Source organism: Cardiobacterium valvarum (assembly GCF_900460955.1).
GTDB classification, from domain to species: Bacteria; Pseudomonadota; Gammaproteobacteria; order Cardiobacteriales; family Cardiobacteriaceae; genus Cardiobacterium; species Cardiobacterium valvarum.
The window spans coordinates 1248213-1262376 of sequence record NZ_UFUW01000001.1; the positions used below are offsets into that span (position 1 = coordinate 1248213).

Annotated in this window: 12 protein-coding genes and 1 pseudogene; 6 read left to right on the forward strand and 7 right to left on the reverse strand. The window is 59.4% G+C overall.

What is annotated here, in order from left to right; translation table 11 throughout:
• The first annotated feature begins 268 nt into the window (after positions 1 to 268).
• A protein-coding gene (locus tag DY250_RS06045) for an IS5 family transposase (protein WP_115611511.1) occupies positions 269 to 1064 on the forward strand; the annotation gives its coding sequence in 2 pieces (ribosomal slippage) (positions 269 to 634 and positions 636 to 1064; 795 coding nt in all).
• 449 nt (positions 1065 to 1513) lie between these two features.
• Here DY250_RS06045 and DY250_RS06050 read toward each other — a convergent pair.
• From DY250_RS06050 to DY250_RS06065, 5 genes are all read right to left on the reverse strand, one after another.
• Positions 1514 to 4924, reverse strand: a complete 3411-nt coding sequence (locus DY250_RS06050) for an AAA family ATPase (RefSeq protein WP_115611512.1) — start codon at positions 4922 to 4924, stop codon at positions 1514 to 1516.
• Positions 4925 to 4945: 21 nt separating this feature from the next.
• A complete protein-coding gene (locus DY250_RS06055; protein ID WP_115611513.1) occupies positions 4946 to 6172 on the reverse strand; it encodes an exonuclease SbcCD subunit D C-terminal domain-containing protein in 1227 nt (408 codons plus the stop codon).
• A 145-nt stretch (positions 6173 to 6317) separates the two neighbouring features.
• Complete coding sequence (locus tag DY250_RS06060; RefSeq protein ID WP_115611514.1) at positions 6318 to 7061, reverse strand: class I SAM-dependent methyltransferase; 744 nt, start codon at positions 7059 to 7061, stop codon at positions 6318 to 6320.
• A 60-nt stretch (positions 7062 to 7121) separates the two neighbouring features.
• Positions 7122 to 7265 carry a hypothetical protein gene (locus DY250_RS13985; RefSeq protein WP_172542236.1) on the reverse strand — a complete coding sequence of 48 codons (144 nt, stop codon included), beginning with the start codon at positions 7263 to 7265 and terminating at the stop codon, positions 7122 to 7124.
• 2 nt (positions 7266 to 7267) lie between these two features.
• A complete protein-coding gene (locus DY250_RS06065) occupies positions 7268 to 8008 on the reverse strand; it encodes a hypothetical protein (RefSeq protein ID WP_147293467.1) in 741 nt (246 codons plus the stop codon).
• Positions 8009 to 8317: 309 nt separating this feature from the next.
• On the opposite strand from DY250_RS06065, the gene DY250_RS06070 reads away from it, so the two are divergent.
• From DY250_RS06070 to DY250_RS14545, 4 genes are all read left to right on the forward strand, one after another.
• Entirely contained in the window at positions 8318 to 8596 is a 279-nt protein-coding gene (locus DY250_RS06070) for a type II toxin-antitoxin system RelE/ParE family toxin (RefSeq protein WP_115611516.1), read from the forward strand.
• Positions 8597 to 8609: 13 nt separating this feature from the next.
• Positions 8610 to 8918, forward strand: coding sequence for a HigA family addiction module antitoxin (locus DY250_RS06075; RefSeq protein ID WP_115611517.1), 309 nt, complete (start codon positions 8610 to 8612; stop codon positions 8916 to 8918).
• Between the two features lie 309 nt (positions 8919 to 9227).
• Positions 9228 to 9338, forward strand: a complete 111-nt coding sequence (locus DY250_RS15090) for a hypothetical protein (RefSeq protein WP_376799550.1) — start codon at positions 9228 to 9230, stop codon at positions 9336 to 9338.
• Positions 9287 to 9658, forward strand: coding sequence for an addiction module antidote protein (locus DY250_RS14545; RefSeq protein WP_245951049.1), 372 nt, complete (start codon positions 9287 to 9289; stop codon positions 9656 to 9658). The genes DY250_RS15090 and DY250_RS14545 overlap by 52 nt, the downstream gene beginning before the upstream one ends.
• 233 nt (positions 9659 to 9891) lie before the next feature.
• On the opposite strand, the pseudogene ssb reads toward DY250_RS14545, so the two are convergent.
• Together ssb and rlmB are read right to left on the reverse strand one after the other, a co-directional pair.
• Positions 9892 to 10199 (reverse strand): annotated as a pseudogene (ssb, locus tag DY250_RS15095) (single-stranded DNA-binding protein); the annotation flags it as partial.
• Between the two features lie 250 nt (positions 10200 to 10449).
• Entirely contained in the window at positions 10450 to 11184 is a 735-nt protein-coding gene (gene rlmB / locus DY250_RS06100) for a 23S rRNA (guanosine(2251)-2'-O)-methyltransferase RlmB (RefSeq protein WP_115611521.1), read from the reverse strand.
• A gap of 147 nt (positions 11185 to 11331) precedes the next feature.
• On the opposite strand from rlmB, the gene DY250_RS06105 reads away from it, so the two are divergent.
• Positions 11332 to 14160: a 2-oxoglutarate dehydrogenase E1 component gene (locus DY250_RS06105; RefSeq protein ID WP_115611522.1), complete on the forward strand. Its 2829-nt coding sequence runs from the start codon at positions 11332 to 11334 to the stop codon at positions 14158 to 14160.
• The last annotated feature ends 4 nt before the right edge of the window (positions 14161 to 14164 follow it).

The following is a 14164-nucleotide window of genomic DNA, read 5'->3' on the forward strand; positions in this document are numbered from 1 at the left end:
AAACCGCGCGCCTGAACGGCCTGACGGTGGCCCAAGAATCCAGTATTTGTCCCGCTTGGCGGTTTTGCGGCTTCGCCCGTTGTATTGGCTGCCCCCATCCTGACCTTCCCCCACGGGGGGAAGGGATATTGCGCTGGCGCGCAATTCTGGCGTTTATCTCGCTAGGCGGGTTGCTCAAGAAGACAGGTTTTACCCCGCTTGGCAGTTTGCAGCTTCATCCGTTTATTAGACCTCTTGCGAAAGTATCCTGAAGATTTACAATTCCCAAATGAAATACGAAAACCTCATCCAAAGAAGCAATAGCGAATTCAAACGGCTCACAGGTGTAACGCCCGTCCTTTTTCACGAGATGCTGCAAGTTACCACAGAAGCAGAAAGCCGGAAGATCAAGTCAGGCAGGCCGCATACGCTCAGCTTGGCAGACCAACTGCTGCTTACCCTAAGCTATCTGCGTCATTACCATACCCAACTCGAATTGGCCGCCATCTACGGCCTTTCCGAAAGTAATGTCTGCCGTACCATCCGTAAAACCGAGGACGCCCTCATCCGTTGCAAACGCTTTTCCCTGCCAAAACACAAGAATCCGGGCGATCAAACGGTCATCATTGACGTGACCGAAAGCCCAATTGAACGTCCCAAAAAAACAGCGGCAGTATTACAGCGGCAAGAAAAAGCGGCACACGGTTAAAATCCAGGTCATATACGGCAGAGAAACTGAAAAAATCATCAGCATCCGGACGGGGATGGGTGCTCAGCATGACATGCGTTTAGCCAAGAGGCACCTTACAGAGCTTTATCCCTACAAAATAGTCATTGCGGATAAGGGTTACCAAGGATTAGCTAAAACCGGATTGCAGACCCCAAAAAAGAAATCCAAACATCATCCGCTGAACAAACAGGATAAAGAGGCGAACAGGCTGTTAGGCAAACTCAGAACCGTCGTCGAGCACATCAACAGGAAACTGAAGATATTCAAAATATTGTCGCTGCCTTACCGCAACAGGCGGAAACGGTTCGGGTTAAGGGCAAATCTGATTGCAGGACTGGTTAATGCGATGGGATGAATATTTTCGCAAGAGGTCTATTGGCTGCCCCCATCCTGACCTTCCCCCATGGGGGAAGGGATGTTGCGCTGACGCGCAATCTTGGTATTTGTCTCGCTTGACGATTGTCGCAGAATCCAGCATTTATCCCGCTTGGCCATAGGTATCTACCTATCTCAATAGCTGAAAAACAAAGAGAAATCCCTCGCCCGTTTGCGGGAGAGGGGTCGGGGTGAGGGTGTTCGTCCGCAGGACGAATCTCGTCAAGCGGGACAGACGGGCGTTTTTTGCCCTCCTCCGTCGCTTCGCGACAGCTCCCGGGTACCCATGAAAAAAATGCAGGCATTTTTTTCATGGGAGCCCCTCCTCCCGCAAGCGGGAGAAGGGATTATCCGCTGTTTTTAAAAAGATTTTCTCTCGCTACGAGGTGGGTGGATACCTATGCCCACTTGGCGGGTGCCGATAGGCAGTCAGTCGCCACGGCGGCAGCCGGGGCCGTCGATGCGGCTTCTGCCGCCCTGTTCGGGGGTGATGCGGATTTGTGTCGGGATGCGTTCGGTCAGTGCCGCGATGTGCGAGATGACGCCGATGTGTTTGCCGTCCGCGCGCAGGGCGCTCAGGGTGTCGAGGGCGCTTTCCAGGGTTTCTTCGTCGAGGGTGCCGAAGCCTTCGTCGAGGAAGAGGGTGTCAATGCGGATGTTTTCCCCCGCCATATGCGAGAGGCCGAGGGCGAGGGCAAGGCTGACGAGGAAGGTTTCGCCGCCGGAGAGGTTTTTGGTGGTGCGGGTTTCGCCGCCCTGGTAGTTGTCGATGATGTCGAGTTCGAGCGGGCGCGCGGGGTCGTGGGTGAGCAGGTAGCGGTCGTTCATCCGCGCCAGTTGGCGGTTGGCGTGGGCGATGACGCTGGCGAAGGTGAGGCCTTGCGCGAAGTTGCGGTATTTTTTGCCGTCTGCCGAGCCGATGAGGTCGTGCAGCGCCTGCCAGCGGCGGGTTTCGGCTTGTTGGGCGGCGATGGCCGCCTGTTTGTCGCGCAGGGCGGCGTGGGCTTTTTGGTTTTCTGCAAGGCGGTAGTTGATGGTGGCGATGGTTTGGTCGTGAGTCTGCTGTTGGGCGCGTGCGGTTTCCTCGCGTTCGCGCAGGGTGCTTTCGTCTTCGTCGGTCAGTGCCTGGGCAAGGGTGGCGTCGAGGCGGGCGGCGCGGTCGTGCAGGCGGCTGTGGTTGTCTTGTTGGCGGCGGTCGAGGTCGGCGGCGCGGGCGGCGAGTTGGGCGCGGGCAGCGGCGGGCAGGCGGGCAGCGAGGTAGGCGGTTTCGGCGGGAGAGGGCTGGGTCTCGCTGCGCGAGATGCCCTCACCCCCGCCCTCTCCCGCAAGCGGGAGAGGGGGTTTTTCTGTGCGGGCGTCGCTTGGTGTAGCTTCTGTTTGGTGGGCTAAAGCCCACCCTACGTTTTGTGCGCTGGTATCTGCGATGATGCCCGCCGCTTCGCTGTCTTTTTGGAATTGGGCGGCGGCTTCGCTGATGGCGGCGCTGTTTTGTGCGAGGCGTTGGCGCAGGTCGTGGAGGCGGGTTTCGCTGTCGCGCAGGGTGTCGTGCGCTTGTTGGCGGACGGTTTGGGCGCGTTGGGCGTCGTGTTCGCTGCGGGTTATGGTGTGTTGCGCGGCGCGGGCTTCGGCGTCGGGGTCGCGTGTGCCGTAGTGGGCGCGGCGTTCGTTTTGGGTGTGCTGCCAGGTAGTGAGGGCGGTGTTGTGTTGGGCGACGGCTTGGGCGTGGGCGCTTTGGCAGGCGTCGAGGGTGGCCCGGCTGCCGCTGAGGTCAGCGCTAGTGGCGGCGTGTTGTTGTTGGAGGTCGGTGTGTTTTTTTGTGTGGGTTTGCCAGTCGTGCAGGCGTTGGCGCAGGGTTTTCAGGATGGCGGCGGGGTCGTCGGGGTTGTACGGTGTTGCCGCCGTGGTGGGGGTGTAGGGCGCGAGTTGTTGGGCTAGGGCAGCTCGGGCGGTAGCGAGGGCCTCGTCGCTTTGTTTTTGTTGTTGGCAGGCGGCGTCGTGGTTGGCGCGGCTGTTGGCGTGGTTTTGCGCGGCGAGGTCGCGGTTGTGTGCGGCGGCAGTGGCGTTTTGTGCGGCGGCCCGGGCAGCGCTGGCGGCGTTGTGTTCTTCGTTTTCGCAGGTTTCTGCCTCGGTGATGTAGCGGTTGAGCGCGTCGTATTGGGCGCGGAGGCTGTCCGGCTGCGGGGTGTGGCCGTGGGTGTAGGGGTGTTCGGTCGCGCCACACAGCGGGCAGGGTTCGCCGTCGTGCAGTTGGGCGCGACGGGTGGCGAGGTCGGCGATGTTTTGCGCAGCGGCGAGTTGGGCGGCAAGCCGGTCTTTGTCGGCGCGGTAGTCGCGCAGGCTGCGTCCGGCGAGGTGTTGTGTGAGGTGTTTGCTGACGTGGTCGTGAGCGGCGGCGAGGGTGGCAGCGTGGGCGGCGGTTTTTTGGCAGGCGGTTTCAGCGGCGGCGAGGGCGCGTTCGTTTTTTTGGTGTCGGGCGAGGGTGTCGCGGGTATGGGCAGCGGTTTCGTCGTTTTGTTTTTGTTGGGCGGCGAGGTCCTGGACGCGCAGGGTGATGGTGTCGAGGTCGCGGGCGAGGGCGGCGTCGGCGGCGTGAATGTCAAGCCAGGCGGCGCAGGCGGTGAGCTGCCGGGTTTCGTCGTCGTGCTGTTGTTGCAGGGTGCTGTGGCGCGCGGCAGCGTTGGTGAGGTCGGCTTGGGTTGTGGCGACGCGCTGTTCGTGTTCGCACAGGTTGTGTTGCTGGTCGGCGAGGCGCTGGTCGTAGGCGCGCATGTTCTGCCAGTGTGGCTGGTTGGCGTCGTGTTGTTGTCTCGCGGCAGCAAGGGCGGCCTGGACGCTGGCCAGGGCGGTGTCGGCGGCGGCAAGCGCGCTTTGTTGGCCGGGCAGGGCAGCGCTGAGGGTGGCGAGGTTGTGTTCGTCGTCGTGTTGTTGTTGGCGCAGGGTGTTGAGGTGGGTGTAGGCGGCGTCGAGGGTAGCGGCACGGTTGGCGCGTTCGAGGCGGGCGCGTTCGGGGGCGAAGGCGGCGGCTTCTGCGGCGAGTTGGGCGGCTTTGTCGCGCAGGGCAGCGTGTTCGGCGCGCAAGCGGGCGATGTCGGCCAGCCAGGCGAGGGCGGCGGCGGTTTGTTGTTGTGTCGTGGCGAGGGTGGCGGCTGCGTGTCGGGCGGTGTCCCGCTCGGCTTCGAGGGCGGCGGTTTCGTCGGCAGTGAGCAGGGTGATGCCGGCGGTTTCGGCTTGCAGGGTGTTTAGGGTGTCGCGCGCGGCTTTGTAGTTTTCGTGGGCGCGGATGGAGAGTTGGCTGTAGATAGCGGTGCCGGTGATTTGTTCGAGCAGCGGCGCGCGTTCGTCCGGTGTGGCTTGCAGGTAGGCGGCAAATTCGCCCTGGGCGAGGAGCATGGCGCGGGTGAAGCGGCTGTAGTCCATGCCGGTGAGTTGTTCGATGGTGGCGGCGGTGGTTTTGAGGCTGCTGGCGAGGAGTTGGCCGCTCGTGGCGTCGGCGATTTCGTGTTTGGGGTTTTGCAGTTCGCCGTCGGCGCGGCGACGGGCGCGGTGCTGGCTCCAGTAGCAGCGGTAGCGGCGGTCATGCACGGCGATGGTGGCTTCGGCGAAGCAGGTGCCGGTGTGGCGGCTCATGATGTCGTTCGTGTTTTTGTTGATGCGGGCGAGGCGCGGGGTACGGCCATAGAGGGCGAGGCAGATGGCGTCAAGGATGGTGGTTTTGCCCGCACCGGTCGGGCCGGTGATGGCGTAGAGGTTGTCGTCGCGGTAGGCGGGGGCGGTGAGGTCGATTTCCCAGGTGCCGACGAGGGAGTTGAGGTTGTGCAGGCGGATGTGTTCGATGCGCATGGGGTGGGCTTTGGAGAAGGGTTATTCGGCGTTGTTGTCGGCTTCGCGGATGTCGGTGAGGATTTGCCGGTAGGCGGCGTGCAGGTCGGGGCGCTGTTCTGCGGGAATGTTGTGGGCGTCGAGGCAGCGGCTGAAGACGTCGTTGGGATCGAGGTCGTCAAGGCGTTCGGCGGCGTGGTCCTGGGCGAGGACGCGCGCGGTGATGCGGTTGTTTTTGATGCGCAGGATGTCGAGCAGGGTGCCCTCGGTTTGTTGTTGCAGGCGTTCGCGCAGGTCGGCGATGTGTTCGGCGCCGTCGTATTCGATTTCCAGCCAGACGGGGGCGGTGCTGGCGGCGAGGTCGTGCAGGCGGTTTTTGATGGCCGGCCAGTCACCGTGGATGCGGACGAGGGTTTGCCAGCAGGGGATGGCGAGGGTGCTGATGTGCGGGCGGCGGCCGGCAAAGGTGACGAGGGTAAGGCTTTTTTCTTGTCCGGCTTCGCCGAAGCCGAAGGCTAGTGGTGCGCCGCTGTAGCGGCGGGTCGGGTCGCCGCCGACGGTTTGCGGGCGGTGCAGGTGGCCGAGGGCGAGGTAGTCGATGGTGGCGGGGAAGGCATCGGCGGGAACGTGGGCGAGGCTGCCGATGTAGAGGTCGCGTGTGCCGTCGCCGTCGGTGGTGCTGCCGCCGGCGGCAAAGAGGTGGCCGGTCGCGATAAGCGGGATGTCCGCGCCGTGGGTGGCGCGCAGGGTTTCGGCGTGGGCTATGGTCGCCGCGTAGTGGGCGCGGATGCCTTCGAGCAGTTTGCGCGCTTTGTCGTCGCCGCTTTCGCCGGCGTCAACGCTGCGGATGTCGCGTTCGCGCAGGTAGGGTACGGCGCAGCAGATGGCTTCGACGCTGCCATCGGGGGCGCGCAGCAGCAGGGTTTCGTCCACCGGGCTGCCTGCACTGCCGATGATGTGGATGTTGAGGGCGCGCAGGAGTTCGCGCGGGGCATCAAGGAAGGTGGGGGAGTCGTGGTTGCCGGCGGTGATGATGATGTGGCGGCAGGTTGTCGCGGCGGCGCGGCAGAGGAAGTCGTAGTAGAGCGCCTGGGCGCGGTTCGGCGGGTTGCCGCTGTCGAAGATGTCGCCTGCGATGATGAGGGCGTCGGCGTGTTCTGCGCTGAGGGTGGCGAGCAGCCAGTCGAGAAAGGCGCCCTGTTCGTCGTAACGTTTGCGGCCGTAGAGGGCGCGGCCAAGGTGCCAGTCGGCGGTGTGGATGAGTTTCAAGGGGTGGTGGGGAGATGGGTGGGGATGGCTATTTTATAGGCATCCCCAATGGGCTGATACGGCGTTGGCCCAGTCCTGTTTACGACTGTGCAGCGTGCGTGCTTTGGTGCAGGCGGCGAGGAGGGCGGCGGCGGTGTGGTGGTTTTTAGCAGGGTTTGCGGAAAGTGATGCAGTAGAAGCGGTTATCCCACAGCAGCTGGGTGCGCCGCTCAACCACATCAGCCGGGATGCTGTTTTCTATTTCGCCCAGATCAAAGTGGGTATCGGCAAAGTAGCGGCGGGTGAAGCTGCTTTTTTTATATTGCTGGTCGATGAAATCGCTGGTTTCGTCAGCAATCATGATTTTGCTGCCGGGCTTGGCGACGCGCAGCATTTCCCGGATGGCGCGCGCTTTGTCGTTGAAAAAGTTGATGCCGCCAACGTGAAAGACGATATCGAAACCGTTATCCCAGAAGGGGAGGGTTTCGGCATTGGCGTGCACCAAATCCAGTCCCGGTGCTTTTTTCTGCCAGACCCGCTGACAACGGCGCAGCATGCCGAGCGACAGGTCAAGGCCGGTAATGTCCAGGGTGGCAATGTCGATATCCGCAGGCAGGTAATTCAGGTCGATACCGGTGCCGATGGAAACGTAAAGGGCTGTGGCGTCCTGCCGCCATTCCAGTTCGCGCATCAGGGCTCGGCGCGTGGTGATGACGCTGTTGCCGTATTTAATCCGCCCTATCCATTGTTCGCCGAAGTCGTACCAGCGGCCCATCCAGTCGTACATTTTCATGTATTTGGCATTTTCGCCGCTGATTTCAGCAGGTTGCAGGCAACGCAGGATTCCGTTTTGCAGCGGCAAATCCTGATAGGCGGCTTGCAGTTTGGCGCGTAATTTAGGGGATGGCATGGGGTTGTCTCTTTTTTCGTTTGGGGAAATGTGGTGTGTTTAACGCTCAGGGTGACTTGCTTATTCAAGGTATTGTATCCCGTCATCTCGCCAAGCGGGATAGACACTGCCGTCTGCCTTGACCGGCACATGATAGATGTCGTTGTAGTCAAAGTCAGCGTAGGTGTACGGCTGTTTGGGGTCTGCTGCGCCTTGCATGAACATCGTCAGTTACCGGATCGCATGAGGCGGGATGCCTGTTTGACGGTGCTATCCGGCACAACAACGGGTGATTCAGCCTCTCCGGCACGGTACAGGCTGGCGAGCACCCCTTTGCACGAATGGTTTTGCGTGCCTGCCCAAGCATCCGGTTCGTGTTTGGTGATGATGCGCAGGGAAGCCGCCAGCCAGTCTTTCAAGTATTTGGCCGGACTCTCTGCCCGGCGGAAGAGGGTGATGGAGATATGTGCCGCGCCAGTCAGTAGGGCAATATCAACGGCACCGTGCGAGTCGTGGCTGTTGAGATTCAGGTCAATGCGGATCGGGCGGTGGGTGTCGCCCAAGACAAATTCATGAGCGGTCAAACCCTTGCTGTAAGTGCGGTCACTGGTTAGCGACGAATCGGCGGCGTGGCGCTTGGCGGCATCGATCAGGATGCCCTTGATGTCGTCAATTCCCAGCAGTTCACAGGCTTCTGCGTCCTCGTCGTCATCAAGGATGAAACCGCGCTGGGGATTTTCTTCGTCGCCGTGGTCCACGACCTCGATTTCCTCGACACCATCAAGGATTCTGGCCCAAAAATCGCCCAGCAGGGTGTGCAGGATGCAAAGGTTGTCGGGGGATGGCTGGCGGCTGGGGTGATCGGCCACGATGCCAAGCACTTCATTCAGGGCTTTGACGCAATCGATGGCGCGGTAGAATTCGGCGGAATTGGTGCATTCGAGCACCACCGTAGTAGATGCAGACATGGCAGTCTCCTTTCGTATGAGCGGATGACTGCCGTCTCGGTTCCAATCGAGGGCGACAGCGTACATGGGATTGGAACTACCGCTCAACAAGAAACGGCGAACCCGAAGGTTCTCCCACGCACACTGCCATTGCAAAGGGGCACAAAAATAGCGCTTGCTGAATAGCGGGCTTCCAATCCTGACCGCGGCTTTGTGTGCTGCGATGGACAAAGTATATCTTTCTCTTCTTCCCGTTTGCAGGCGCTTCAACAAAAAAATGACTTGCGTATCGCTACGCGATACAATATATAAATAATCCAAGGATTTACAGTGATTAAGAGCTTCGCCCACAAGGGACTCAAACGCTTCTTCCTCAAAGACGAGGCCAGCGGCATTCAACCGGAACACCGACAGAAACTGAGGGTTTTGCTGACAGCATTGAATGAAGCAGAAGCCATAGAGCAAATGGCACTGCCCGGCGCAGATCTGTATCCACTGAAACATAATCTTGATGGCTTTTGGAGTGTCAAGGTTAACGCGAATTGGCGATTGTTCTTCCGTTTCGAGGGTGGTAGTGCCTACATCGTTGATTATCTCGATTATCACTGACTGGAGAATATCCATGAAAATGAAAAACCCCGCCCATCCAGGACTAGTCTTGAAAACAATGTGCCTTGAGCCTTTGGGTTTGACCATCACAGAAGTTGCAAAAGTGCTTGATATGCCACGTGCGGCCTTATCAGAAATTGTTAACGAAAGACGAGGCATCAGCCCGCAAGTCGCATTAAGAATAGAAAAAGCATTCAATAGCCAAGCAGAATTCTGGTTGAGAATGCAATCCACATATGATCTTGCGCATACTGACCCGCAATGCACCGCCCGTGTGCAAGTTGTCCAGCAACCGGCAGAACTGACCGAAAGCCACGCATAAATTTTGTACCGCCTTGTCGTGCCGTCCCTTCCATGACTTCCCTGCCATACCCGGCACCTTTTTCCGCTTCTTGCCGAATATAGAGAAACGCCTTGAGGTTACCCATCATGAAAAAATCCACTTCATCTTGTGGCAATAATTGAGTACGTCATTTTGGAAAAGTCGAGCTTTGATGCACTGATACTGTCAAGAACAGATGAAGTTTTCCCTGCTGACTTTGTGAACAGGTTGTTTTGTAGCGAGAACAAGTTGCGGATGTAGCGTGAATGTCGCGGATTTTCTGCGCAGGATCTGGCGCAGGCTGCTGGAATTTCGCAGGCATACTTGTCCGAGATCGAAACCGGTAAAAAAGAAGATTCGCTGAAAGTATGGAAACATTTGTCTGCGGCGCTGGATGCAGATTTGGAATTGCTGGTATAGGAAAAACGATGAAGTATGAAGATGGAATTGTAATTGCAAAAGAAGACTGCGAAATCACGCCCTATGACGTGGCGGAATTGCTGAAAGACGAAGCACATTACCGCCTGCATTTGCAGATTTCCTATGAAGAAAACGGCCTGAAAGGTCTGCAAAAAGCCTTGGGGGACGTGGCGCGTGCCAAAAAGATGACCGATGTAGCCGAAAAAACCGGCCTGACGCGGCAGAACCTGTATAAAGCACTTTCTGCCGACGGTAATCCCAGCGCAGATACCTTGTTTCGGGTAATCAAGGCATTGGGGTTTCGTTTGGAGATTGTTTGATTGCAGTGCAGGATCAGAAGGGATGTCATCGTCAAATTCCCCGCAATCCTGCTGATTTGTCCCGCCACTATCCCGCATCGTGCCGCCGGATGCTGCGGCGGCTGTGGCGGGCGTGACTGGGCAGCAGGGCGTTGCTGCTGTCCATTCCCCTGATTTTTGTCCGCACTGTTCAGGAAAATCAGGTCATTAACAATGATTTGCGTGCTGTAACGCGTTATGCCTTCTGGATCCGTGTACTTGCTGGTTTCCAGTTTTCCCTCAATCCACAGGCGGTGGCCGGACTTGCAATACTGACCGATGATTTCCGCCATCTTGCCGAATGCCACCAAACGGTGCCACTCGGTTTTTCACGCTTCTGTCCGGTTTGCTGATCCGTCCAGGAATCTGATGTGGCAATAGAAAACGAAGTGACCGGATCGCCTTTTTGGGAATAACGTATATTGGGGTCGCCGCCCAAGTGGCCAATCAATTCAACCCTGTTCAAACTTTTCATCTTGTCCTCCGCAAAGGCAGCCCACCGAAGCAGGCTGCAAACCTCCATTACTTATGATTTACCAATCCACGTTGTTTACGCTTGGCGTGACAGCGCCTAATCTTGCCGCGCAAGCGATCAATCTCTTCATCTTGATTTGAGCAGCTTCTCCTTGATGTAGGCCAACAGCACTCCGGACATGACCGGATCAAGCCTCCTGTCAGGGTGATCCAGTGTGAGTACCAGTCTGCAAATGGTAGTTTTGGCTTTCTTGGGAGTCCTGCTACGAAGACTATGAACACGCTCTAAGGCCAAATCCTCATCCGGCAAACAGCCGCTGGCGGCGCGCTTCAAACAGCATTACGCCGCAAGCGACAGAAACATTCAGGCTTTCCATCGCCGCATCAATCGGGATGCGGGCGAGGAAATCGCACTGTTCGCGCAGACCGTGGCGGATGCCTTCTGCTTCATTGCCGACGATGATGGCGAGCGGCAGGTTAAGGTCGGTGGCATAAATGGTCTGCGCCGCTTCGCCCGCACCGCCGACTACCCAGATGCCTTGATGCTGCATCGCTTCCACTTCGCGGCGCAGGTTGCTGACTTTATATATGGGCAGCACATCCGCCGCGCCGCAGGCGACTTTTGCCACTGCCGGGGTGATGTCGGCGGCACGGTTGTTCGGAATCAGCACCGCGTGCACACCGGCGGCGAGCGCGCTACGCAGGCAAGCGCCAAGGTTGTGCGGGTCCTGGATGCTATCCAGCACAAGGATAAGCGGCTTGTCGATGCCCGCTACCGCATCCTGCCAGTTTGCTGCCTGCTCCTGGCTTTCGCTGAGGGCGGCGATGCCTTGATGGCGCACGCCGGGCAGCATCATGTCAATTTCGTAGAAGGCGACGGTTTCCACCGGCACGTGGCACGCCCGGGCATCGGCGACCAGCGCGGCGACATTTTTCGATTTCTTGTTATCGGCGACGAAAAGGCGACGTACCGCGCCATCATCGAGTAGCTGCCGCACGGCATGCACGCCGCCGGTGTATTTTTCGCGAGACATAAAGCTGAATCCTGTGAAAAAAGCACCACTTGCCGCCGGGATATTCCTGTGGCTTTGTGTGGTTTTGCTGTGATTTAACGTTGTTATTAACCATAACAGTGCGTATTATAACGCTTGCCTGATATTCAGATTACACGGGGAACACACATGGGAAATTACCAGACACAACGCGCCACCAGCCAACTCAGCGGCGGTAATGCCGCTTATATTGAGGCGTTGTACGAGCAATATCTGGACGCGCCGGACAGCGTCGCTGCCGAGTGGCGTGCGTATTTCGACGGCATCCGCGCCGGCGCCAGTAACGAGAAACCGCGTCTGCCAGTGCAGGAGCGCTTTGAGGCGATGGCTGATTTGCCCGACCTGCCGGGCGGTGAAGCCGACCCTGAAGCGATTGCGAAACAGGTTGCCGTGCTGGGGCTGATTTCCGGCTACCGCACGCGTGGCCACCAGGCCGCCGACCTCTGCCCGATTCACCTGCGCCCGCGCCGTGAAGTGCCGGATATTGATTACCGCTGGCACGGCCTGACTGACGCTGACCTTGACCGCACCTTTAATACCGGCACGCTGTTCAGCGGTGACATGACCCTGCGCGACATCATCGCCTACCTTGACAAGACGTATAAACACCACATCGGTGCAGAGATTTTGCACATCCACACCACCGAAGAACGCCGCTGGCTGCAAGAGCGCCTGGAAAAAGCGGTAAACGGCTACGGCTACAGCGACGAAGAAAAACACGCCTTCCTGCAACAACTCGTCGCCGCCGACGGTTTGGAAAAATACCTGCACAAACGTTTCGTCGGGCAAAAACGCTTCTCGCTGGAAGGCGGTGATGGCCTCATCCCGCTCACCGAAACCCTGATTAACCGTCTCGGCGCCAGCGGCAGCAAAGAAATCGGCATTGCGATGGCACACCGTGGCCGCCTCAACATGCTGATCAACATCCTCGGCAAACGTCCCGCTGACCTCTTCGACGAATTCGAAGGCAAATACACGCCGCAGGGCGGGCGCAGCGGCGACGTCAAATACCACATGGGCTTCTCGTCCAGCGTCGAAACCGCTGGCGGCCTCGTTGACCTGACCCTTGCCTACAACCCCTCGCACCTCGAATTTGTGAACCCCGTCATGCAGGGCTCCATGCGCGCCCGCATCGAGCGTGCCCAGGAAGAACGCCAGGCCGATCACCTCTTCGCCGACAACTACGCCGTGCCCATCCAGATTCACGGCGACGCTGCCTTTGCCGGGCAGGGCGTGAACCTCGAAACCCTGCAGCTCTCGCAAGTACGCGGCTACCGCGTCGGTGGCACCCTGCACATCATCGTCAACAACCAGATCGGCTTCACCACCTCGAACCCGCTCGACACCCGCTCGGCCATGTACTGCTCGGATGCCGCCAAACTCATCCAGGCACCCGTGCTGCACGTCAACGGTGACGATCCCGAAGCGTTGGCCTTTGCCGGCGAAATCGCCGTGGACTACCTGCGCACCTTCCATAAAGACATCTTTATCGACATCGTCTGCTACCGCCGCCTCGGCCACAACGAAGCGGATGAACCATCAGCCACCCAGCCGATGATGTACAAAAAAATCCGCGCCCACGACGTGCCGGCCAAAGTCTATGCCGACCATCTCATCGCAGAAGGCGTGATAGCGGCGGGCGACTACGAAAAACTGCAAGACGACTACCGCGCGCGCCTTGAAGCGGGCGAAGCCGTCACCCGCAGCCTGCCGCGCCGCGCCGACGACCCGCTGCGCCTCGCCTGGAAAGCCCTTTCTAACCAGGACTGGAACGCGCCCGTCAACACCGCCTATCCGCGAGAAGCGCTGACCCGACTCGGCGAAAAAATCTACACCCTGCCCGGCGACTTCGTGCCGCACCCCATCGTCGAAAAACTCATGGCGGCCCGCCTTGACATGGTACGCGGCAAAGCGCCGCTTGACTGGGGCGCTGCCGAAAACCTCGCCTATGCCAGCCTGCTCGAACAGCGTTACAGCGTGCGCGTTTCCGGCGAAGACTGCGGGCGCGGCACCTTCTCGCACCGCCATGCCGTCATCCACGACCAAACCACCGGCGACAGCTACACCCCGCTCGCCCACCTCTACGACGGCCAGCCGAACGTGCGCATCATCGACTCCATCCTCTCCGAATGCGCCGTGCTCGGCTTCGAATACGGCTACAGCACCGCCGAGCCGCAAGGCCTCACCATCTGGGAAGCCCAGTTCGGCGACTTCGCCAACGGTGCGCAAGTCATCATCGACCAGTTCATCACCTCCGGCGAGGCCAAATGGGGCCGCTACAGCGGCCTCACCATGCTGCTGCCGCACGGCTACGAAGGACAAGGCCCGGAACACTCCTCCGCCCGCATCGAGCGCTACCTGCAACTCTGCGCCGATAACAACGTGCAAGTCTGCGTACCGACTACGCCCGCGCAAATCTTCCACCTGCTGCGCCGCCAGGTTCTGCGCCGCTTCCGCAAACCGCTCATCGCCATCTCGCCCAAATCCCTCTTGCGCCACAAACTCGCCGTCAGCGACCTGAGCGAACTGGCCGAAGGCCACTTCCAGCCCGTCATCGGCGAGAAGGACACCCTCAAGGCGGCAGACAAAATCCGCCGCGTCATCCTGTGCAGCGGCAAAGTCTATTACGACCTCCTGCAAAAACGCCGCGACGAAAACATCAACGACATCGCCATCCTGCGCCTCGAACAACTCTACCCCTTCCCGGAGGCAGAACTCGCAGCACAGCTGGCGCCCTACACCAGTGCCGACATCATCTGGTGCCAGGAAGAACCGCGTAACCAGGGCGCGTGGCGGCAAATCTACGAATGGCTTGCCCCCGCCCTGCCGGCAAACAAAAAACTGCAGTACATCGGCCGTGCCGCCTCTGCCTCCACCGCCGCCGGCTACCTGAAAATGCACAATGCCGAACAAGCCGCGCTCGTGCGCGAAGCCCTCGATATCCCCGAAACCCCGTGAGGAA

What these genes read in the sequence shown, in the direction of transcription:
- DY250_RS06050 (WP_115611512.1), bottom strand. Translation starts at nt 4,924, where the DNA reads ATGCGCATCGAACACATCCGCCTGCACAACCTCAACTCCCTCGTCGGC.
- DY250_RS06060 (WP_115611514.1), bottom strand. Translation starts at nt 7,061, where the DNA reads ATGCCATCCCCTAAATTACGCGCCAAACTGCAAGCCGCCTATCAGGAT.
- DY250_RS13985 (WP_172542236.1), bottom strand. Translation starts at nt 7,265, where the DNA reads ATGTTCATGCAAGGCGCAGCAGACCCCAAACAGCCGTACACCTACGCT.
- DY250_RS06065 (WP_147293467.1), bottom strand. Translation starts at nt 8,008, where the DNA reads ATGTCTGCATCTACTACGGTGGTGCTCGAATGCACCAATTCCGCCGAA.
- DY250_RS06075 (WP_115611517.1), top strand. Translation starts at nt 8,610, where the DNA reads ATGAAAATGAAAAACCCCGCCCATCCAGGACTAGTCTTGAAAACAATG.
- DY250_RS14545 (WP_245951049.1), top strand. Translation starts at nt 9,287, where the DNA reads ATGGAAACATTTGTCTGCGGCGCTGGATGCAGATTTGGAATTGCTGGT.
- rlmB (WP_115611521.1), bottom strand. Translation starts at nt 11,184, where the DNA reads ATGTCTCGCGAAAAATACACCGGCGGCGTGCATGCCGTGCGGCAGCTA.
- DY250_RS06105 (WP_115611522.1), top strand. Translation starts at nt 11,332, where the DNA reads ATGGGAAATTACCAGACACAACGCGCCACCAGCCAACTCAGCGGCGGT.